The sequence below is a fragment of the Kribbella qitaiheensis genome (assembly GCF_042657745.1).
Lineage (GTDB): Bacteria > Actinomycetota > Actinomycetes > Propionibacteriales > Kribbellaceae > Kribbella > Kribbella qitaiheensis.
Genome location: NZ_JBHSKE010000080.1, coordinates 99,721 through 120,346, shown reverse-complemented (window position 1 = coordinate 120,346; position 20,626 = coordinate 99,721). Strand labels below are relative to the sequence as shown.

Sequence of the window (20,626 nt, the reverse complement as noted above, 5' to 3'; positions counted from 1 at the left end):
TCCTAGCGGTACTGCGGTAGGGGCCGCGGAGCTTGGTCAGCGTCTCCAGGTGGCGAACAGCGCGTCCGGTGCACCATCTGAAAATACGCCTCCGTAGAACGTCTCCTCCGAGACCTTGAACGCGTAGGGCTCCAGATCTGCGGAGTACACCTCGACCATGTGTGTCGGGTCCATGCCGATCACGTCCGTGGTGCGCGGATTCGGCGTTGACATGACCACCCCGATGAGCGCCTTCTGCTGCATCCGCTCGATCAGGGCGCGCCAGTTGGCCAGGTGCTCGATGATCTCCAGGGCGACGAAGAAGTGCGCCTCCCGCGGTGGCGTCCAGTAGTTCAGATTGACACCGTCGATGCCGCCGTCCACGGGGATGTACCGGCCCCGCCACCCGTACTCCGCGCGCAGGCAGTAGTCCAGTTCGGTCATCCCCGCGCCGACGTCCACGATCGTCATGTCATCGGTGAGGCCGCTCGCTGTCAGCCAGTCGGCGGCAGCGCGGTACCGGACTGCACGGAATTCGTACTTGCCGGTGCGATCGTCCAGGTAGGAGTCGCAGGACTGAATGGTGGGGGTCCAGGTCATGCTTCAACTGTCAGGTCCGAGCAGAAGGGCGCGCGCCTGTAAGGCCCCCGGCCACCCCCGGGTCCGAGGCCCCGGGCGCCCGGCCCGGGCATTGACCCGGGACTACCCAGGCGCCGAGGGCCGACCTTCCCAACCAGAGTGACGGCATCCCGTGATCAAGGGACCCACGCACTAGGAGGACCTCATGCAAGCCCATCCCAAGCACAGGACCGCCACTCCCCCAGGCCGCCGCCGGAGAATCGCTGCGCTCGGGGCCGCCGTACTGGCCATCCTGATCGCCGCCGTGTCCCTCACGATGCCCGCCGAGGCGCACACCACCAAACCGACGATCGTGCTCGTCCACGGCGCCTGGGCAGACAGCACCAGCTGGGACAAAGTCACCCGGCAACTCAAGGACGACGGCTACCGCACCGTCGCCCCCAAGCTCGGCCTCAACAGCGTCGCCGACGACGTCGCGATCGTCCGCACTGCCCTGTCCAAGATCTCGGGCAACAAGGTACTGGTCGGCCACTCCTACGGCGGCATCGTCACCGCCGGCGCCTCCCACGACCGCACCGACATCTCCGCGTTCGTCTACGCGGCCGCCCTGGTACCTGACGAGGGCGACTCGATCGCCAGCCTCGGCGCCGACTTCACCCCGTCCGAGGCCTTCGGACACCTGATCTTCACCGGCGAACCCTTCGCCTCGCCGGCCTTCATCGACCCCGCCTTCTTCCATCAATACTTCGCTCAAGACCTCACCAAACGACAGGCAGCCGCGCTCAACGCCGCACAGCTGCCACTCAACTTCTCGATCGTCGAGACACCCTCCGGCCCGGTCGGCTGGCACAACGTCCCGTCCTGGTACGCCGTGTCCGGCCAGGACCGCATGATCGACCCGGCAGAGGAACGCGCGATGGCAGCACACGCCGGCGCCACCATCGTCGAATACCCCACCGCCAGTCACGTCGGCGGAATCACCCGGCTGGCATCACAGTTCACCGCGCTCATCGAACACGCGGCGAACTCAACCCGAGTGAGCTGACCGCCCAGGGCCGGGGTGTCGGTCAGGGTCGTCGGATCGCGGCGGCCTCGAACTTCAAGGTCACCTTGTAGCCGACCAGGACGCCCGCGCCTTCCGCGGCGGCGTTCCAGGCGACGCCCCAGTCCTTGCGGTTGATGGTGGCTCTGCCCTCGAGGGTGGCCCGGAGGTTGCCCTCCGGGTCGCCCTCGGCGCCGGTCAGGTCGAAGTACAGGGTGAGCGGCTTGGTCACGCCGCGGATGGTCAGGTCGCCGATGACTTCGAAGGTGGTCTTGCCGGTCTGCAGCACCTCTGTGGAGTTGAAGGTGATGCTCGGGTGGTCGGCCGTGTCCAGAAAGCTCCTGCACAGGTGGTTGTCGCGCCGTTGGTTGCGGGTCTGGATGCTGCTCGCCCGGATTGTGAGCTGGGCGCTGGACTTCGACGGGTCGTCGCCGTCCAGGTACACGCTGCCCTCGAACTCGTCGAACTGCCCGCGTACCTTGGTGATGGTCTGCCGTACGGCGAAGCCGATCCGCGTGTGGGCGGTGTCGAGGATGTAGTCGCCGGTCAGCTCGTTGAGCTTCGTGGTTGTTGTCACGCTTGGTCGCTCCTGAAGGAGAATGGGGCTGGGTCGGGAGAGCCCGCCAGCGGGGTGGAGTCGGCGTACCTGATCTCGTAGGCACGCTCGGTGAACCTCCAGCCGTCCGGGGTGCGTCGGTAGCGGTCGTGGTAGATGGCGTAGTTCCGGTGCGACCTGCCGTCGCGGAAGCGCCCGAACTCCTCGACGTACGAACGGCCGCTCGCGGTGTCGCCCTCCAGCCGGATCGTGCCGGGGTGCACGGTCTGTACGAAGTACTCCCAGAACGGCCAGGCTCGCTCGATCCAGGCGCGGATCTCGTCCGGACCGACGAGCTTGACGTCGATGTGGGACATCCGCCAGACGCCGTCCGGGGTGAACAGCGCCGCGAACCGGTCGGGGTCGCGCATCATCCCCGCGTCGGTGAACTCGCCACGGAGCGCCTCGATCTCGAAGCGGTCGACGATGGTCTGAACGTCGCTCATCGGTCTTACTCCCTCGTCTGATCTCGCTGGACTGGCATGTTTTGGCACAGTGGTGTCTCTCAGCGGTACGACGAGGCAGCCCCGCGGAATGTGAGGTGACGACGCCAGACCTCACAGTTCGGCGCGCTGTTTCGTCGAACGGGTAAGAGCAGCTGCGAGCGAGGGAGTCGTCGACACCATGGGTACCGATTCAGAGCCGGATCCGAGCCTGGGCGCGATCATGAGCGAGCGGCGTCAGCTGATCAACGTCGCGTACCGGCTGCTCGGCTCGCTGGCCGATGCCGAGGACGTCGTCCAGGAGACGTACGCCCGCTGGTACGCGCAATCCCAGCAGCAACAGGATGCCATCGACTCCCCCGGCGCCTGGCTGACGACCGTCGCAAGTCGCATCTGCCTCGACCTGCTGGGCTCAGCGCGGGTCCGGCGGGAGAACTACGTGGGCGAATGGGTCCCGGAGCCGCTACCCGATCGCACGGAGTGGCTCGACGAGCGGCCGGGCGATCTCACGGCCGACCCGGCCGATCGGGTCACCCTCGACGAGTCGATCAACATGGCCTTCCTCGTCGTCCTCGAAGCGATGACGCCGGCCGAGCGCGTCACGTTCATCCTTCACGACGTCTTCCGGTACCCGTTCGCCGACGTGGCCGGGATCGTCGGCCGTACGCCGGCCGCCTGCCGCCAACTGGCCTCGTCGGCCCGCCGGCGCCTGCGCGAGTCGCAGAGTCCCCCGACTCCGGCAGCGCAGCGAGCCGACATCGTCCGGGACTTCAAGCAGGCCTGGCAAGCCAAGGACATCGACGCCCTGATCGGCCTGCTCGACCCCGACGCCACGGCGATCGGCGACGGCGGCGGCCTCGCCACGGCCGCGCTCTACCCGGTCGAAGGCGGCGAGCAGATCGCGCGCTACTACGTCGATCTCGCGGACAGGGCTGAGACCCTGACGCTCCTGGAGCGCACGGTCAACGGTCAGCCCGGCCTGGTGGCCCAACAGGACGGTGTCACCGTGGTGGTGATCGCCTTCGACATCGCGGGCGACCGGATCAGGAACATCTGGGCGGTGCGCAACCCCGAGAAGCTCCGCCCGTGGACTAACTGACGCCTACGGGGTCCGAGTCAGAGAAGTTGCCTGGACAGGTTGGCGTGGCGGTTGACGTCCTTGTAGAGGAGGTAGCGGAAGCGGCCGGGGCCACCGGCGTAGCAGGCCTGCGGGCAGAACGCGCGCAGCCACATGAAGTCGCCCTCCTGGACCTCCACCCAGTCCTTGTTGAGCAGGTAGACCGCCTTGCCCTCGAGCACGTAGAGGCCGTGCTCCATCACGTGGGTCTCGGGGAACGGGATCACGCCACCGGGCTCGAAGGTGACGATGTTGACGTGCATGTCGTGGCGCAGATCGTCCGGATCGACGAACCGCTGGGTCGACCAGCGGCCCTGCGTGTCCGGCATCTCATGGCCCTGGACGTCGATCTCGTTGGTGACGAAGGCCTCGGGGACATCGATCCCCTCCACCCGCTGGTAGGCCTTGCGGACGAAGTGGAACCGGGCGACCCGGTCGCTGGTGTTGCGCAGCGTCCAGTCGGCGGCCGGCGGCACGAACGCGTACCCACCGGGCCCGAGTTCGTGCTTCTCGCCGGTGACGGTCAGCGTCACGTTGCCTTCGACAACGAACAGGACGGCTTCAGCGCCGGGGTCGGTCTCGGGCCGGTCGCTACCGCCGCCCGGCGCGACCTCGACGATGTACTGCGAGAACGTCTCGGCGAAACCCGACAGCGGCCGGGCGAGCACCCAGAGCCGGGTGTCGTCCCAGAACGGCAGGCGGCTGGTGACGATGTCGCGCATCGTGCCGCGCGGCAGCACGGCGTACGCCTCGGTGAAGACGGCGCGGTCGGTGGTCAGCTCGCTCTGCGCGGGCAGTCCGCCGGTCGGAGAGTAGTAGCGCGGCGCTGTCATCCTTGTCCTCCTCGGTTCAGCAGCCGCCCCCGTGGGCCGGCCTCGATGTCGATGGGCTCACCACGCAGCCAGGTACTGCGGACAACCCCGGCCAGCGGCCTCCCGTCGTACGGCGTGAGGGCGTTCTTGTGGTGCAGGGCGGCCGCGTTCACCAAGAAGGCCTCGTCCGGCGCGAACACGCAGAAGTCCGCGTCGTACCCGGGCTCGATCCTGCCCTTGTGCGGCATTGCCGCCTGCGCCGCAGGGGCCTGGCACATCCAGCGGGCGACGTCGACCAGGTCGAACCCCCGCTCGCGCGCCTGTGTCCACACCGCCGACAGACCAAGCTGGAGCGAGGCGATGCCGCCCCAGGCCGCATCGAAGTCGCCGGTGTCCAGGCACTTGAGGTCGACCGTCGAGGGCGAGTGGTCGGAGACGACCAGGTCGATCACGCCGTCGCGCAAGCCCTCCCAGAGCAGCTCGCGGTTCTCGGCCTCACGGATGGGTGGGCAGCACTTGTACTGCGTGGCGCCGTCGGGGATCTCCTCGGCGGTGAACGTGAGGTAGTGCGGGCAGGTCTCCGCGGTGATCCGGACACCGTCGTGGCGAGCCTCGGCCAGCAGCGGCAGGACGTCGGCGCTGGAGACGTGCAGGATGTGCACCCGGCAGCCGGTCAGGGCGGCGAGGCCGATGACATCGGCAACGGCGGCGTACTCCGCTTCGCGCGGTCGCGAGCGCAGGAACCCGAGATAGCTCCCACCGTGCGCCGCCGGAGCTGTGTCGATCCTGTGCGCGTCCTCGGCGTGCACGATCAGCAGTCCGTCGAATGAGCTGATCTCACGCATCGCGAGTTCCAGCTGGGCGGGATCCAGCGGCGGGAACTCGTCGACACCCGAGTGCAGCAGGAAGCACTTGAACCCGAACACCCCGGCCTCGTGCAGCGGTTGCAACTGCGAGACGTTGCCGGGAATCGCGCCACCCCAGAACCCGACATCGACGTACGCCTGGGTCTGCGCTGTCTTCCGCTTCACCTCGAGTGCCGATATGTCGCACGTCGGGGGGATGCTGTTGAGCGGCATGTCGATGATCGTGGTGATGCCACCGGCCGCTGCCGCTCTGGTCGCGGTGGTGAAGCCCTCCCACTCGGTACGCCCGGGATCGTTGACGTGGACATGGGAATCCACCAGCCCCGGCAACAGCACCTCGTCGTCGGCCAGGTCCACCCGGTCCGCGCGCTCGCTCCAGAGCGCGGAGTCGTAGGGCTCGACGGCAACGATTCGGCCGTCCCGGACACCGACGACGCGCGCCACCTCGCCGGCAGTGCTCACCACCCGGCGAGCCCGGATCACGAGGTCCAGCGCGGTCATGCGACGCCCCTCTCGGTTGCTGTCATCGTAGGTCTACTCCTGGTCGGCTCACGGGAAGCTCACGATCGGGAGGTGGTCGGCCGCGATCCGTTCACCGAGCTGTCGCAGCAGTGGAGCGGGGTCGGCGATGCACCGTCGTACGTCGGGCTCGAGATCCGTCAGCGCATACGCCGCGGCAATGCCGGCCTCGCGCAACTGATCAGGATCGAGCCGGTTGATCCCGCAGACGGCGACCACGGGGATGCCTGCCGCTCCGGCCGCGGCGGCTACTCCGGCGGCCGCCTTGCCGTGCAGCGTCTGCTCGTCGAGCGCACCCTCGCCGGTGACCACCAGATCCACGCCGGTGAGCTGCTGGTGGAACCCGACCAGGTCGAGCATGAGGTCGATGCCCGGGCGTAGCTCCGCGCCGAGCAGCGCCAGCGCCGCGAAGCCCACTCCCCCAGCGGCGCCCGCACCGGCGGTGTCCCGGAGGTCGCGCGCGGTCTCCCGAGCCACGAGGTCGGCCCACCGGGTGAGAGTGGTGTCGAGCTGTTCGATCTGCTTGAGGTCGGCGCCCTTCTGACCCCCGTACGTCGCCGCCGCGCCGCCCGGCCCGGTCAACGGGTTGTCCACGTCGCACGCTACGACGATCGCGACTCCCGCCAGCCGCTCGTGGAGTGCGGTCAGGTTGAGGGATGCCGCCGCGGTCAAGGCTGCGCCACCCTCGGCTAGGCCAGTCCCGTTGCCGTCGAGCAACCGACCGCCGAGTGCGCGGACCAGCCCGGCTCCGCCGTCAGTACAGGCGCTGCCGCCGATGCCGAGGATCACTCGAGTGCAGCCGCTGTCGATCGCCGCGGCCACCAGCTCGCCCGTACCGCGCGAGGTCGCCGTCATCGGAGCCAGGCTCGCGCCGGGCAGCCGGATCAGCCCGGAGACATCGGCCAGCTCCACCACAGCAACCTCACCGCGCCGGGCGAAGCCACTGCGGACGGGCTCACCGGTCGGGCCGGTCGCGGTCACCGGCACCAGCTCGAACCCCGAGGCCACGGCGGCGGCAAGCGTACCGTCGCCGCCGTCGGCCACGGGCACCGACTCGACGGTCGCCTCGGGCCGGGCTCGCAGTACGCCGATGCGGACCGCGGCTGCGACCTCGTCGCTACTGAGGGTGCCCTTGAACTTGTCAGAGGCAACGACCACCCGGGGAGTCATCGTCAGCCGTGCAGCGCGATCGCGGTCGGGGCGTCCTCAGGGCGCTCGGCCAGTTCCTCGAACTCGACGAGGTTGTCGATCTCGGTGCCCATGGCAACGTTGGTGACCCGCTCCAGGATGATCTCCACCACGATCGGCACCCGGAACTCGACCATCAGCTTCTTGGCCTGCTCCAGCGCCGGCAGGATCTCGTCCGGCTCGGACACTCGCAGGGCCTTGCAGCCAAGGCCTTCGGCGACCTTCACGTGGTCGACGCCGTACCCGTTGAGCTCAGGGCTGTTGATGTTCTCGAACGACAGTTGCACGCAGTAGTCCATCTCCAGACCCCGCTGCGCCTGCCGGATCAGCCCCAGGTACGAGTTGTTCACGACGACATGGATGTACGGGATGTTGAACTGTGCGCCGACCGCCAACTCCTCGATCAGGAACTGGAAGTCGTAGTCACCCGACAGCGCCACGACGGTGCTGTCCGGGTCTGCGGTGGCGACGCCCAGCGTGGCGGGCACGGTCCAGCCGAGCGGACCCGCCTGGCCGGCGTTGATCCAGTGCCGCGGGCGGTAGACGTGGAGCATCTGCGCGGCCTGGATCTGGGACAAACCGATCGTGCTGACGTAGCGGGTGTCGGGTCCGAACGCCCGGTTCATCTCCTCGTACACGCGCTGCGGCTTGATCGGGACGTTGTCGAAGTGCGTCTTGCGCTGCAGAGTCGTCCGGCGCCGGCGGCACTCCTCCTCCCAGGCGGAGCGGTCGGCCAGTCTGCCCTCGGCTGCCCAGTCCCTCGCGACCTCGACGAAGACCTCGAGGGCGGCGCGGGCGTCGGAGACGATGCTGTAGTCCGGTGCGAACACCCGGCCGATCTGGGTCGGCTCGATGTCGACGTGGACGAACTTCCGGCCGTCGGTGTAGGTCGCCACCGATCCCGTGTGCCGGTTGGCCCAGCGGTTGCCGATGCCGAGCACGAGGTCGGAGGCCAGCAGGGTGGCGTTGCCGTAGCGGTGCGAGGTCTGCAGGCCGACCATGCCGGCGGCCAGCGGATGGTCGTCCGGGATCGTGCCCCAGCCCATCAGCGTCGGCACGACCGGCACCCCGACGAGCTCGGCGAACTCGACGAGCAGGTCGGCCGCGTCGGCGTTGATCACCCCGCCGCCGGCCACGATCAGCGGCCGGTCGGCGTCGTTGAGCAGCCCGAGCGCCTTCTCCGCCTGAGCCCGGGTCGCGGCCGGCCTGGCCACGGGCAGCGGCTCGTAGGTGGCGATGTCGAAGTCGATCTCGGCCAGCTGCACATCGATCGGCAGGTCGATCAGCACCGGCCCCGGACGCCCTTCACGCATGAGGTGGAACGCCCGCTGGAACGTACCCGGCACCTGGGCCGGCTCCATCACCGTGACGGCCCACTTGGCGACCGGCTTGGCGATCGAGGTGATGTCGACGGCCTGGAAGTCTTCCTTGTGCAGCTTGGCCACCGGCGCTTGTCCGGTGATACAGAGGATCGGGATGGAGTCGGCCGACGCGGAGTACAGGCCGGTGATCATGTCGGTGCCGGCGGGACCCGACGTACCGATGCAGACGCCGATGTTGCCGGCCTTGGCGCGGGTGTAGCCCTCAGCCATGTGGGAGGCGGCCTCGACGTGGCGGGCGAGCACGTGCTTGATTCCGCCGTGCTTCTTCATCGCGCTGTAGAAGGGGTTGATCGCGGCGCCGGGCAGACCGAACGTCTGGACGGCACCTTCCTTCTCCAGGATCAGGACCGCGGCGTCGACCGCGCGCATGCGTGTCATCGTTGTTCCCCTCAGTCCTGAGTCTTGCCGGAAAGACGTTCGACACCTCGGAGCAGCGCGGAGTGGTCGAGGCCGCCGTCACCGTTCGCGCGGGCGGAGGCAACGAGCTGGGCCACCAGCGAGCCGAGCGGTACGACGACCCCGCGTTCGCGGGCGGCCGAGGTGACGATGCCCATGTCCTTGTGGTGCAGGTCGATCCGGAAACCCGGCTGGAAGGACCGCGACAGCATGTTCTCCTGCTTCTGGTTCAGTACCGCCGAACCGGCCAGTCCCCCGCCGAGCACCTCGAGGGCCGCCTTGGTGTCGACGCCGTACGCCTCCAGGAAGACGACCGCCTCGGACAGCGCCTGGATGTTCGCGGCGACGATCAGCTGGTTCGCGGCCTTCACCGTCTGCCCGGACCCACTGGCGCCGACATGGACGACGGTCTTGCCGACGGCGTCGAACAGCGGCTTCGCAGTCTGGAAGTCACCCGCCTCGCCGCCGACCATGATCGACAGCGCGGCGTTCTTGGCACCGGCTTCACCACCGGAGACGGGGGCGTCGAGCACCCGGAAGCCCTGCTCTCGGGCCTGGGCGGCCAGCTCGATGGTGACGTCGGGCCGGATGCTGGAGAAGTCGATGATCAGCGCGCCGGACTTGGCGCGCTGGAACACGCCGCCCTCACCGGTGAGCACCAGTTCCACGTCCGGTGAGTCCGGCACCATCACGCAGACCACGTCGGCGTCCTGCACGGCGTCGGCGATCGAGTCCGCGGTCCGGCCACCTGCTTCGACCAGCGGCTTGGCCCGCTCGGGGTCGAGGTTGTAGCCGGCGACCCGGTGCCCGGCGTTGGCGAGGTGGACTGCCATCGGGCTGCCCATGATGCCGAGGCCGATGAAGGCGATGTTCGTCATGTCTGAATCTCCAATGCTGGGTCAGCCGGCGACGGCGCGATGCTCGCGCGGCAGCCAGCCGAAGCTCTCGAGGGTGGTGGTGGACGGCTTGTACTCCAGGCCGATCCAGCCGGTGTAGCCGCTGGTCGCCAGGTCGCCCAGTTGGCGTTCGAGCGGAAGCGTGCCGGTGCCGGGCTCGTTGCGCCCTGGGGCGTCGGCGATCTGGACATGCGCGATCCGATCGGCGTGGTCTGCGATCACCCGATCGACGTCGTCGCCGTTGACCGCGAGGTGGTAGAGGTCGGCGAGCAGGCCGAGGTTCGGTACGGCGTACGACGCCTGCACCCGATCGATCACGGTCAGCGCATCGGCCGCGGTCAGCAGCGGGTACTGCGGCGCGCCGCTGACCGGCTCAACAAGCACGGTGCCCCGGATGCGGGCGGCGGCCTGGGCAGCGAGCCCGAGGTTCTCAACGGCGAGGTCATCCTGTTCGCCCGCGGAGTGGCGGTCGTCGCGGTTGCCGTAGAGGGCGTTGAAGGCCCGGCAGCCGAGCCGTTCACCGATGCCGACGGTGACGTCGAGATTGTCCCGGAATTCGCTGGATCGCTTGGGCGAGGACACCAGGCCGCGGTCGCCGCCAGGCATGTCCCCGGCGAAGAAGTTGAGACCGGTCAGTTGCACGCCGGCGTCCTCGATGGCGGTCACGAACGCGTCGACGTCGGCGTCCGACGGCACCGCCTCGGCGAACGGCCACCAGAACTCGACAGCGCCGAAGCCACCCTGCCGGGCCGCTGCGGGGCGCTCCAGCAAAGGCAGTTCGGTGAACAGGATCGAGCAGTTCACCGTGTAGCGCGGCTCGTGGCTCATGGCATCCCTTCTGAGAATTCCGCATTGCGGAAATACAATTCTGTTCTGCGAAAGCACCATAGATTGACAGCGGCGAATGCGTCAAGCACCCGCGGAGTACGGGGCTGAGGCTTTCGCCGGGGAGCCGAGTCGAGGTATCAGGCGCGCGTCCGGGCGTTATACGTTCCTCTGAAGGGCCGGCTTCAGCCATCGGATCGGCCAGAGGAGGTGCGCCGTGCTGCTTCCCGACCTGCTCGACGCGCCGGAACTGCGGCTTCGGCTCCTGCACGCGGCTCCTGGTGCGCTGGAGCGCCCGATCGGCCGCCTCGTGACCACCGACCTGCTCGAGCCCGGCCGCTATCTCAGTGGCGGCGAACTGGTCCTCACCGGTCTGGTCTGGCGCCGCAGCGACACCGACAGCGAGGTCTTCGTGGCCTCGGTGGCCGGGCGGGGCGCCGCCACCATCCTGGCCGGCAAGGCGTTGTTCGGCACCGTCCCCGACGACCTGCTCGAAGCTTGCCGTCGGCACCAGGTCACGCTCGTCGAGGTACCCACCGAGGTCGCGTTCGCGGATGTGACCGAGCATGTGGCGGCCGCGGGATCGGCCGAGACCGGCGCCCGGTTGTCCGCGAGTCTCGTCCGCCAGCGCCAACTGCTGTCCTCGATCGCCTCCGGCCGGAGCCTCGACGAACTCGCTGCCCGGATCTCCGACGAGATCGGCCACGACTGCCGGGTGGTCACGCCCACGGGACGCCACGTCGTACCGGGTCCTGGTGAGCTGGACGACGAGACGCTCGACGCGGTCACCCGCACGTTCCTCACCGCGGCTCGCACCCCTGCCGTCGCCAGCACCGGCGACGCGTCGTACAGCCTCTTCCCGGTCGGATCGGGCCTCGGCAACCGGCTGACCTCCTGGGTGCTGGTCATCGACGGCGACCACACGCAGTGGTCTCGCGACCATGTGGAGGCCGTGCACGAGCTGTGCACGATCGCCGCCCTGGACCGTGCGCGCCGAGATGAAGGGCGGCGCGCGCTACGCCCCTTGGTGGCCGAGGCACTGGAACTGGTCGCGTCCGGCGCTCCGCACACGGATGTCGCCACGCGGCTCCGCCAAGCCGGTGCGCACTCGGATCGTCCGATGGTGGTCGCAGTCGTGGAGCTGATTCTCATTCCACCGGGCCGCCCCGGTCACGGTCTCCGCGAGGACGGGCCGGGCGAGGTGGCGGTCACGGTGCTCGAGGATGTTGCTCTTACGGTCGGCCCGGCGGTGGTCGCACCGGGGCGAGACGGCGTACTGGTCGCGTTGTTGCCGTCCTCCCCCGAACTGCCGGACCAGTTGCGCCGGGCATTCAGTCGGCTCTCGCCCGGGCTCGTGCGGACGAGGCTTGCCGTCGGGGTCAGTGGCGAGACCGGGATCGAGGCGCTGGCGGGAGCGCTGGAGGAGGCACGGTTCGCGCACCGGGTGGCCAGTTCCGGCAGTACGCCGGTGGCGGTGGTGACGTCGGACGAGGTCACCTCACACGTGCTCCTGCTCGCGACCTTGCCCGACGACGTTCGGCGGACCTACACCCACCGGGTCCTCGGGCCGGTGCTCGAGCACGACCGCCGTACCCAGTCCGACCTGCTCGCCACCCTGCAGGAGTTCCTCGCCTGCTCGGGTTCGTGGTCGCGGACCGCAGAGGCGATGCACCTGCACGTCAACACGGTCCGGTACCGGATCGAACGCGTGGAGCAACTGACCGGTCGCGATCTGTCCAAGCTCGAGGACAAGGTCGACGTGTTCCTGGCGCTCAAGTCGCTCTGAACCACCCGGTTTGGGTGATCGCACAGATCTGGACGCTCCAGCGGGCCGACTTTCGGAGGTTCACCGGGTGCCCTCGCGGCCGTCCTGAGCCGATGCTGTCGTGCAGGTCACACAACGCCGCGACCTCCCGAGCCCCTGAGGAAGGTGCCCGATGAAGGCAATCCCGCGACCGAGCCGCACTGCCGGCCGGCACCCCGTCGACGAGGTCCTGCCCCCTGGCAAGCTCGTTGTCTACGGCACCCAGCACGTCCTGGCGTTCTACGCCGGCGCGGTGATCGTGCCGATCCTGCTGGCGAACTCGATCGGACTGAGCACGCAGCAACTCGTGCACCTGATCAACGCGGACCTGTTCACCTGTGGCATCGCGTCGATCATCCAGTCAGTCGGGTTCTGGAAGGTCGGCGTACGACTCCCGCTGCTGCAGGGCGTCACGTTCACGGCGGTGTCGCCGATGATCGCGATCGGCCTCGCCGCAGGCGGCGGCACAGACGGCCTGCTGGTGATCTACGGCGCAGTACTGGTCGCCGGTCTGGCTACCTTCTTCATCGCGCCGTACTTCAGCCGGCTGATCCGGTTCTTCCCGCCGGTGGTCACCGGTTCGGTGATCACGATCATCGGCCTGGCGCTGCTGCCGGTCGCGGCCGGTGACGCCACCGGTGGCGCCGGGCCGACGTCGGACCCGACCAGCGGCAAGAACCTGGCCTACGCGCTGGGAACGCTCGCGCTCATCGTGCTGATCCAGCGGGTCTTCAAGGGCTTCATGGCCACGATCGCCGTGCTCGTCGGCCTGGTCGCCGGCACCCTGGCCGCGTGGGCCTTCGGCGACGCGCATTTCGGCGCGGTGAGTGACTCGGGCTGGGTCGGCGTCACCACGCCGTTCTACTTCGGCTGGCCGCAGTTCTCGGTCGCCGCCATCATCTCGATGGTCGTGGTCATGCTGATCACCGCGGTCGAGACCACCGGTGACGTGTTCGCGACCGGCGAGATCGTCGAGAAGCGGATCGGCCGCGAGGACATCGCCCGGGCGCTCCGCGCGGACGGCCTGGCCACCACCATCGGCGGTGTCTTCAACTCCTTCCCCTACACGTGTTTCGCGGAGAACGTCGGCCTGGTCCGGCTCACCCGGGTCCGGAGCCGCTGGGTGGTGGCCGCGGCCGGCGCGATCATGATCCTGCTCGGCCTGGTGCCCAAGGCAGGCGCCATCGTCGCCGGCATCCCGCACCCGGTACTGGGCGGCGCTGCCCTCGCGATGTTCGCCACCGTGGCCGTCGTCGGCTTCCAGACGCTGGCCAAGGTCGACTTCCACGACCACCGCAACGTCGTGATCGTGGCGACCAGTGTCGGCCTCGCCATGTACGTCACGGCGCAGCCCGAGGTCGCCCAGGCAGTGCCGGGCTGGGCCGAGATCATCTTCGGCAGCGGCATCACCCTCGGCAGCCTGACCGCGATCGGGCTGAACATTCTCTTCCACCACGTGGGCAAGGACTTCGGCCCCGCGGTTGCCGGGCAGCCGGGCGACACGATCCGGCTGGACCAGGTGAACGAGATGAGCCGCGAGGAGTTCGTGGAGACCTTCGCCGGCCTGTTCCAGGGACCGCGCTGGATGGTCGAACGCGCTTGGGACATGCGGCCCTTCGCCGACACCCACGCCTTGCGCCGGTCGTTCCAGGAGGCGCTCTTCTCCGGGTCGCACGACGAGCAGCGCCAACTGATCGAGGCCTACCCGCAACTCGGCTCGCAGTTCGTCGCCGACGGCCTCAGCGGTGAGGCGTCGCTGCGGGACCAGGCCGCACGCGGTCTGACCTTCCTTGCCGAGCCGGAACGCGATGAACTGGAGGAGATCACCGCGGCGTACCGCGAGCGCTTCGGGTTCCCGCTGGTCATCTCGGTGCGGGACGCGGACTCCTTCGACCGGATCGTCGAGCAGGGCCGCGACCGACTGGGCAACTGCGAGAACCAGGAGCACGCCGCCGCGCTGCTCGAGATCGCGAAGATCGCCGGCTACCGGTTCGACGACTTCCTCCAGGACGCGAACCCCATCCACAGTGCACGAACCCGCTGGAGCAGCAACCGATGACTACCACCGCCAACCACCGGCCCGTGGCCCTGAGCGCACCCGCGCTCAAGGTCAACGGCGAGGACACCGCCATCGGCGAGGTGGCCGTCCACACAACCGTGCTGGACTGGCTCCGCGACCGTGGCCTGACGGGAGCCAAGGAGGGTTGCGCCGAGGGTGAGTGCGGCGCGTGCTCCGTGCTCGTCGCCCGCCCCGGCACCGACACCCCGACCGAGTGGACCGCGGTGAACGCCTGCCTGGTTCCGGTCGCGGGCCTCGACGGTCAGGAGATCGTCACCTCAGAGGGACTGGGCTCTCCCGCCGCCCTGCACCCAGTGCAGGCGGAGCTCGCCGTCCGGGGCGGATCCCAGTGTGGCTTCTGTACCCCGGGCTTCGTGTGCAGCATGGCCGCCGAGTACTACCGTCCCGCCCGTACGGCGCCCGCGGCCGAGGCCTGCGACCACGAGCACGGCCCCAACGGTTTCGACATCCACGCGCTCAGCGGAAACCTGTGCCGGTGCACGGGGTATCGCCCGATCCGGGACGCGGCGTACGCGCTCGGTGCTCCGGCCGCGGACGACGCCCTCGCGGCGCGGAGGTTGGCCCCGCCACCCCCGCCGGCGCGCACCGCGATGGAGGTCGCCGGGTCAGAGTTCCTCCGGCCCGCGAACCTCGACGACGTACTCGAGGTGCTGGCCGACCGACCCGACGCGCAAGTCGTCGCGGGGTCGACCGACACCGGCGTGGAGGTGAACCTGCGCGGCGCCCGGCCTGCCTTGGTCGTCGCCGTGGACCGGCTTGCCGAGCTGCGGGAGTTCGAGTTGGGAGCCGACGAGGTACGCATTGGCGCTGCTCTAACGTTGAGTGAGATCGAGCGGTTGCTCGCCGGACGGGTTCCGCTGCTGGCGCAGATGTTCCCGCAGTTCGCCTCCCGCCTGATCCGCAACGGCGCGACCATCGGCGGCAACCTTGGCACCGGGTCACCGATCGGCGATGCACCGCCGGCGCTGCTGGCCCTGGATGCCTCGCTCGTCCTGGCGTCCCGCCGCGGAGATCGAGTAGTGCCGCTCGCGGATTACTTCACGGGGTACCGGCAGACGCTCAAGGCTCCCGATGAGCTGATCCGGGCCGTCCTGGTTCCACTGCCGCTCGCACCGCTGACCGCCTTCCACAAGATCGCCAAGCGACGCTTCGACGACATCTCGAGCGTCGCCATCGGCTATGCCGTCGAGGTGGTGGACGGCGCCATCCGCAGCGCCCGGATCGGACTCGGCGGGGTGGCTGCCACACCGCTGCGCGCCCTAGCTACCGAGGAAGCGCTCGCCGGCCGGCCGTGGACCGAACGGACGGTGCGTGAGGCGGCCGCCGTGATGGCCACCGAGGGCACGCCGATGGACGACCACCGCGCGAGCGCGTCGTACCGCTCCGCGATGCTCGGGCAGTCGCTGCTCCGGTTCTACGCCGAACACCGCGCACCGGAAGGAGTAGGCGCATGAGTCAGCTGTCCGAACGCCCCCGGCAGGCCGTGGTCGGCCTGCCGCTGCCGCACGAGAGCGCCGCACTGCACGTCACCGGCAACGCCCTCTACACCGACGACCTCGTCGTCCGCACCCGCGACCCGCTGCACGCCTGGCCCGTCCAGTCACCCCATGCCCACGCCCTGATCACCTCCCTGAAGGTGAAGCCCGCGTACGACGTACCGGGGGTGGTCCGCGTGCTGACCGCCGAGGACGTGCCCGGGGTCAACGATGCCGGGGTGAAGCATGACGAGCCGCTGTTCCCGACCGAGGTGATGTTCCACGGACACGCGATCTGCTGGGTTCTCGGGGAGACCTTGGAAGCTGCGCGGCTCGGCGCCGCGGCGGTGGAAGTCGAGTACGAGCCACTCCCCTCGCTGGTGACGGTCCGCGAGGCGATCGACGCCGGCAGCTTCCAGGGCACCGGGCGACACCTGAACCGCGGTGACGTCGGTACGGCGTTGTCCCAGGCGACCCACGTGTTCCGCGGCGAGTTCGAGTTCGCAGGCCAGGAGCACTTCTACCTCGAGACCCACGCCGCGCTGGCCCTGGTCGACGAGGCGGGCCAGATCTTCGCGCAGAGCAGCACCCAGCACCCGTCGGAGACCCAGGAGATCATCGCGCACGTTCTGGACGTACCCAGCCACGCGGTGACCGTGCAGTGCCTGCGGATGGGAGGCGGCTTCGGGGGCAAGGAGATGCAGCCCCACGGGTTCGCCGCCATCGCAGCGCTCGGCGCGACCCTGACCGGTCGGCCGGTACGGCTGCGGCTCAACCGCACACAGGACATGACGATGTCCGGCAAGCGCCACGGCTTCCACTCCGAGTGGGAGGCCGGCTTCGACGACGACGGCCGCCTGGTGGCGCTCGATGCCACCCTCACCTCCGACGGTGGGTGGAGCCTCGACCTGTCCGAGCCGGTCCTCGCGCGCGCGATGTGCCATATCGACAACGCCTACTGGATCCCGAACGTCCGCGTCGACGGCCGGATCGCCAAGACGAACAAGACCTCCCAGACAGCCTTCCGCGGCTTCGGCGGCCCCCAGGGCATGCTGGTCGTGGAGGAGGTGCTGGGCAGTTGCGCGCCGCTGCTCGGGCGCGACGCGATGGACCTGCGTCGCCGCAACCTCTACCGGCCGCACGACACCACGCCGTACGGGCAGCCGGTCCGCCACGCGGAGCGGCTGGAGGCTTGCTGGAGCGAGGTGGTCGAGACCGGCGAGGTCGAACGCCGGCGGGCGGAGATCGAGCGGTTCAACGCGACCCACCCGGACACGAAGCGGGCACTGGCGATGACGCCGGTGAAGTTCGGCATCTCGTTCAACCTCACCGCGTTCAACCAGGCCGGCGCGCTCGTGCACGTCTACAAGGACGGCTCGGTGCTGATCAACCACGGCGGCACCGAGATGGGCCAGGGGCTGCACACCAAGATGCTGCAGGTCGCGGCCACCACGCTCGGCCTACCGCTGGAGCGTGTCCGGCTGGCGCCGACCCGTACCGACAAGGTGCCCAACACCTCCGCCACCGCGGCGAGCTCCGGCGCCGACCTCAACGGCGCGGCGATCAAGAACGCCTGCGAGCAGATCCGCGAGCGCCTCGAGCAGGTCGCCGGCGGTCGTCTCGGGATCAGCCCGCGCGACGTGCGGTTCACCGAGGGCACGGTCCACGGACTGACCTTTGACGGCGACACGCTGCGCTGGGAGGAACTCGTCGACGATGCCTACCACCAACGGGTCCAGTTGTGGGCCTCCGGCTTCTACCGCACCGAAGGACTGCACTGGGACGCCGTCGCCATGCGCGGCGAACCCTTCAAGTACTTCGCGTACGGCGTGGCCGCCGCCGAGGTCGAGGTGGACGGATTCAGCGGCGCCTACACCCTGCGCCGGGTCGACATCGTCCACGACGTCGGCGACAGCCTCAGCCCGCTGATCGACCTGGGCCAGATCGAGGGCGGCTTCGTCCAGGGCGCCGGCTGGCTGACGCTCGAGGATCTCCGCTGGGACGAGAGCGACGGCCCGAACCGCGGCCGGCTGGCCACCCAGGCGGCCAGCACCTACAAGCTGCCCAGCTTCTCCGAGATGCCGGAGGTCTTCAACGTCCGCTTGCTGGAGAAGGCCCACGAGGATGGCGCGGTCTACGGCTCGAAGGCGGTCGGCGAACCGCCTCTGATGCTGGCCTTCTCCGTGCGAGAGGCGCTGCGACAGGCCGCGGCGGCGTTCGGCCCGCCCGGGACAAGCGTCGTACTGCGCTCGCCCGCGACACCCGAGGCCGTCTATTGGGCGCTGGACGGGGCCCGGTCGTCCGGTCACCGCGCGGAGTTGCTGGACGGGGTGGAGCTTGAGCCCTCCCCCGCCGGATTGAGTGGAGTGTGACGTTCGAGATGGAGTGGATGAAGGCAGTAACCCGGCTGCGCGAGCAGCGCCGGCCCGGCGTACTGGTCACCGTGCTGTCGGTCCGCGGGCATGCGCCCCGCGAGGCCGGCGCCAAGATGGTGGTCGCGGCGGACCAGGTCTGGGCCACCGTCGGCGGCGGCAATCTGGAGTCCGTCGCGATCGACCGGTCGCGTGAACTGCTCACGACCGGCGGCACCGAGCCGGAGGTGCTCGAGTTCGCGCTGTCGGACAAGGCGCCGTACCAGCACGGGGTCCAGTGCTGCGGCGGCGAGGTGAAGCTGTTGCTCGAACCTCTGCCGGTGGTTCCGTCCGTGGCGATCTTCGGTGTCGGACATGTCGGCCTCGAGCTCGCACGGATCCTCGCCCGGCACGACCTCGAACTGCACTTGGTCGACTCGCGACCCGAGCAGCTGGAGCGCGAGCGGTTGTCCGTGCTTGATGACGCGGTGGCGGGAGTGCACGTGCACCACGTGCCGGTACTGCCGGAACTGGTGATCGGCGAGTTGCCGCGGGGTACCCATGCGCTGGTCATGACCCACGACCACGCCGAGGACGCCGCCCTGTGCGACGCCACCCTGCGCGACGGCCGGATGGCCACCATCGGGCTGATCGGGTCGAGCGCGAAGTGGGCGCGGTTCCGCCGCAAGCTGGCCGACGACGGCCACTCGGACGAAGCGATCGCCAGGATCACCACGCCCATCGGCGTACCCGAACTGTCCGGCAAGGAGCCGGCCACCATCGCGGTCAGCGTGGCGGCCTGGCTGCTCCAACTCTTCTCTGCCGAGCGCAACTCCGCGCCGGCCCATCGTGAGGCGAAGGCATGACGATCTTCCGAGGCACGTTCCTCGACACTCCGGACAACCCGTTCACCGGCGGCGGCCTACGGGTCGCCACCGACACCGCGCTGCTCGTCCAGAACGGCGTGATCGTTGCCCGGGGCCCCGCTTCGGACCTCCGCCGCGCGCATCCGGCCGAGGAGATCGTCGACCTGACGGGCGGTCTGGTACTCCCCGGCTTCGTGGACACGCACGTCCACTTCCCGCAGATCCGCGCTGTCGGTGGGCTGGGTCTGCCTTTGTTGGAGTGGCTCGACAAGTACGCACTGCCCGAGGAAGCCCGGATGGCCGACGTCGGCTACGCCACGGGGGTCGCCACCGAGTTCGTCCGTGGCCTCGCGGCCGCCGGTACTACGAGCGCTCTGGTCTTCGGGGCGCACTACGCCGACGCGGTGGACGTGCTGTTCACTGCGGCAACCCGGGTCGGACTGCGGATCACCAGCGGGTTGGTCGTGAGCGATCGCCTGCTGCGGCCGGACCTACTCACCACCCCGGCGCGGGCGTACACCGAATCGCTGGCCCTGGCAGAGAAGTGGCACGGCGTCGGCCGCAACCGGTACGCCGTGACGCCGCGGTTCTCCCTGTCCTGCACGGACGATCTGCTCGCGGCCTGCCATACCGTGCTCGAGGAGATCCCGGGCGCGCTGTTCACCTCGCACCTCAACGAGAACGAGACGGAGATCGCCACTGTCGCCGAGCTCTTCGGCGGGAGCGACTACCTGTCGACGTACGACCGGCACGGGCTGGTCGACCGCCGGAGCGTGCTCGCCCACAACGTCCACCCGACCGACGTGGAGCTCAAGATGCTCGCCGAGAGCGGTGCATCGGTCGCCCACTGCCCGACCAGCAACGCCGCCCTGGGCAGCGGCCTGTTCCCACTGGACCGGCACCTCCAGGCCGGCGTACGCGTTGCGCTCGGCTCGGACGTCGGCGCTGGCACGGGCTTCTCGCTGCTGAAGGAAGGACTGCAGGCGTACTTCGCCCAGCAGTTGCTCGGCGAGCAGGGGTGTTCGCTCACTGCGGCCCACCTGTTGCACCTGGCAACGACGGCGGGCGCCGAGGCGCTCGGCCTGAGCTCCGAGGTCGGCGATCTGAGCGTCGGCAAACGATTCGACGCCCAACTCCTGCGCCCCGCAGACGGCTCACCACTGGCCGTCGGAGTCGCCCACGCCGCCGACGCCGAGGAAGTCCTGGCCCGCATCTTCACCCTAGGCACCCCCGCCGACGTCCGCGCCGTCTGGATCAACGGCCAACTGCTGCACGATGAATCCTCGAACAGCCCCGCCCACCAGACCACCACCGGCTGACCCCGCCGAATCGCACAGCCACACCCGCCACCACTTCCCCGGCGGCCAGCGCGGACGTCCGATGGCGGGTTATCCGACCGCTGGCGCCCAAC

At 69.3% G+C, this 20,626-nt stretch carries 17 protein-coding genes; 8 read left to right on the top strand and 9 right to left on the bottom strand.

Going from position 1 to position 20,626, the window contains the following annotated elements; all coding sequences use genetic code 11:
* Positions 1–36 precede the first annotated feature (36 nt).
* On the bottom strand, positions 37–579 hold the full coding sequence (locus ACFPJ1_RS42145) for a hypothetical protein (RefSeq protein ID WP_380112039.1): 543 nt from the start codon (positions 577–579) through the stop codon (positions 37–39).
* A 184-nt stretch (positions 580–763) separates the two neighbouring features.
* Between ACFPJ1_RS42145 and ACFPJ1_RS42140 the strand changes: the two genes are divergently transcribed.
* Positions 764–1,603 carry an alpha/beta hydrolase gene (locus ACFPJ1_RS42140; RefSeq protein ID WP_380112038.1) on the top strand — a complete coding sequence of 280 codons (840 nt, stop codon included), beginning with the start codon at positions 764–766 and terminating at the stop codon, positions 1,601–1,603.
* Positions 1,604–1,625: 22 nt separating this feature from the next.
* On the opposite strand, the gene ACFPJ1_RS42135 is transcribed toward ACFPJ1_RS42140, so the two are convergent.
* Positions 1,626–2,177, bottom strand: a complete 552-nt coding sequence (locus tag ACFPJ1_RS42135) for a YceI family protein (protein ID WP_380112037.1) — start codon at positions 2,175–2,177, stop codon at positions 1,626–1,628.
* Entirely contained in the window at positions 2,174–2,641 is a 468-nt protein-coding gene (locus tag ACFPJ1_RS42130) for a nuclear transport factor 2 family protein (protein WP_380112036.1), read from the bottom strand. The genes ACFPJ1_RS42135 and ACFPJ1_RS42130 overlap by 4 nt, the downstream gene beginning before the upstream one ends.
* 178 nt (positions 2,642–2,819) lie before the next feature.
* Between ACFPJ1_RS42130 and sigJ the strand changes: the two genes are divergently transcribed.
* The gene (gene sigJ / locus ACFPJ1_RS42125) at positions 2,820–3,737 is read left to right on the top strand and encodes an RNA polymerase sigma factor SigJ (RefSeq protein ID WP_380112035.1); all 918 of its coding nucleotides are present in this window, start codon (positions 2,820–2,822) and stop codon (positions 3,735–3,737) included.
* A 17-nt stretch (positions 3,738–3,754) separates the two neighbouring features.
* Here sigJ and ACFPJ1_RS42120 read toward each other — a convergent pair whose 3' ends face one another.
* The 6 genes from ACFPJ1_RS42120 to ACFPJ1_RS42095 are packed head-to-tail and all read right to left on the bottom strand — an operon-like array spanning position 3,755 to position 10,642.
* Positions 3,755–4,588, bottom strand: a complete 834-nt coding sequence (locus ACFPJ1_RS42120; protein WP_380112034.1) for a bifunctional allantoicase/(S)-ureidoglycine aminohydrolase — start codon at positions 4,586–4,588, stop codon at positions 3,755–3,757.
* Complete coding sequence (gene allB / locus ACFPJ1_RS42115; RefSeq protein WP_380112033.1) at positions 4,585–5,934, bottom strand: allantoinase AllB; 1,350 nt, start codon at positions 5,932–5,934, stop codon at positions 4,585–4,587. The genes ACFPJ1_RS42120 and allB overlap by 4 nt, the downstream gene beginning before the upstream one ends.
* 48 nt (positions 5,935–5,982) lie before the next feature.
* A complete protein-coding gene (locus ACFPJ1_RS42110; RefSeq protein WP_380112032.1) occupies positions 5,983–7,110 on the bottom strand; it encodes a glycerate kinase in 1,128 nt (375 codons plus the stop codon).
* A 14-nt stretch (positions 7,111–7,124) separates the two neighbouring features.
* Complete coding sequence (gene gcl / locus ACFPJ1_RS42105) at positions 7,125–8,900, bottom strand: glyoxylate carboligase (protein WP_380112031.1); 1,776 nt, start codon at positions 8,898–8,900, stop codon at positions 7,125–7,127.
* Positions 8,901–8,911: 11 nt separating this feature from the next.
* A complete protein-coding gene (locus ACFPJ1_RS42100) occupies positions 8,912–9,796 on the bottom strand; it encodes a 2-hydroxy-3-oxopropionate reductase (RefSeq protein WP_380112030.1) in 885 nt (294 codons plus the stop codon).
* Between the two features lie 21 nt (positions 9,797–9,817).
* Complete coding sequence (locus ACFPJ1_RS42095) at positions 9,818–10,642, bottom strand: hydroxypyruvate isomerase family protein (protein WP_380112029.1); 825 nt, start codon at positions 10,640–10,642, stop codon at positions 9,818–9,820.
* A gap of 214 nt (positions 10,643–10,856) precedes the next feature.
* On the opposite strand from ACFPJ1_RS42095, the gene ACFPJ1_RS42090 reads away from it, so the two are divergent.
* The 6 genes from ACFPJ1_RS42090 to guaD all read left to right on the top strand — a co-directional run bounded on the left by ACFPJ1_RS42090 (position 10,857) and on the right by guaD (position 20,534).
* The gene (locus ACFPJ1_RS42090; protein WP_380112028.1) at positions 10,857–12,425 is read left to right on the top strand and encodes a PucR family transcriptional regulator; all 1,569 of its coding nucleotides are present in this window, start codon (positions 10,857–10,859) and stop codon (positions 12,423–12,425) included.
* A gap of 151 nt (positions 12,426–12,576) precedes the next feature.
* Positions 12,577–14,502, top strand: a complete 1,926-nt coding sequence (uraD, locus tag ACFPJ1_RS42085) for a 2-oxo-4-hydroxy-4-carboxy-5-ureidoimidazoline decarboxylase (protein WP_380112027.1) — start codon at positions 12,577–12,579, stop codon at positions 14,500–14,502.
* Positions 14,499–15,977 (top strand): xanthine dehydrogenase small subunit, encoded by a 1,479-nt coding sequence (locus tag ACFPJ1_RS42080; protein ID WP_380112026.1) that lies wholly within the window; start codon positions 14,499–14,501, stop codon positions 15,975–15,977. Before uraD ends, ACFPJ1_RS42080 begins: the two co-directional genes overlap by 4 nt.
* On the top strand, positions 15,974–18,370 hold the full coding sequence (gene xdhB / locus ACFPJ1_RS42075; protein ID WP_380112025.1) for a xanthine dehydrogenase molybdopterin binding subunit: 2,397 nt from the start codon (positions 15,974–15,976) through the stop codon (positions 18,368–18,370). Before ACFPJ1_RS42080 ends, xdhB begins: the two co-directional genes overlap by 4 nt.
* Positions 18,367–19,215 (top strand): xanthine dehydrogenase accessory protein XdhC, encoded by an 849-nt coding sequence (xdhC, locus tag ACFPJ1_RS42070; RefSeq protein ID WP_380112024.1) that lies wholly within the window; start codon positions 18,367–18,369, stop codon positions 19,213–19,215. The genes xdhB and xdhC overlap by 4 nt, the downstream gene beginning before the upstream one ends.
* Positions 19,212–20,534: a guanine deaminase gene (gene guaD / locus ACFPJ1_RS42065; RefSeq protein ID WP_380112023.1), complete on the top strand. Its 1,323-nt coding sequence runs from the start codon at positions 19,212–19,214 to the stop codon at positions 20,532–20,534. Before xdhC ends, guaD begins: the two co-directional genes overlap by 4 nt.
* Positions 20,535–20,626: the final 92 nt, after the last annotated feature.

Excerpts from the sequence above, each read along its gene's own strand:
- sigJ (WP_380112035.1), top strand. The coding sequence starts at position 2,820 with ATGGGTACCGATTCAGAGCCGGATCCGAGCCTGGGCGCGATCATGAGC.
- gcl (WP_380112031.1), bottom strand. The coding sequence starts at position 8,900 with ATGACACGCATGCGCGCGGTCGACGCCGCGGTCCTGATCCTGGAGAAG.
- ACFPJ1_RS42130 (WP_380112036.1), bottom strand. The coding sequence starts at position 2,641 with ATGAGCGACGTTCAGACCATCGTCGACCGCTTCGAGATCGAGGCGCTC.
- guaD (WP_380112023.1), top strand. The coding sequence starts at position 19,212 with ATGACGATCTTCCGAGGCACGTTCCTCGACACTCCGGACAACCCGTTC.
- ACFPJ1_RS42080 (WP_380112026.1), top strand. The coding sequence starts at position 14,499 with ATGACTACCACCGCCAACCACCGGCCCGTGGCCCTGAGCGCACCCGCG.
- ACFPJ1_RS42145 (WP_380112039.1), bottom strand. The coding sequence starts at position 579 with ATGACCTGGACCCCCACCATTCAGTCCTGCGACTCCTACCTGGACGAT.
- ACFPJ1_RS42140 (WP_380112038.1), top strand. The coding sequence starts at position 764 with ATGCAAGCCCATCCCAAGCACAGGACCGCCACTCCCCCAGGCCGCCGC.
- ACFPJ1_RS42120 (WP_380112034.1), bottom strand. The coding sequence starts at position 4,588 with ATGACAGCGCCGCGCTACTACTCTCCGACCGGCGGACTGCCCGCGCAG.
- ACFPJ1_RS42100 (WP_380112030.1), bottom strand. The coding sequence starts at position 9,796 with ATGACGAACATCGCCTTCATCGGCCTCGGCATCATGGGCAGCCCGATG.
- uraD (WP_380112027.1), top strand. The coding sequence starts at position 12,577 with ATGAAGGCAATCCCGCGACCGAGCCGCACTGCCGGCCGGCACCCCGTC.
- xdhB (WP_380112025.1), top strand. The coding sequence starts at position 15,974 with ATGAGTCAGCTGTCCGAACGCCCCCGGCAGGCCGTGGTCGGCCTGCCG.
- ACFPJ1_RS42095 (WP_380112029.1), bottom strand. The coding sequence starts at position 10,642 with ATGAGCCACGAGCCGCGCTACACGGTGAACTGCTCGATCCTGTTCACC.
- allB (WP_380112033.1), bottom strand. The coding sequence starts at position 5,934 with ATGACCGCGCTGGACCTCGTGATCCGGGCTCGCCGGGTGGTGAGCACT.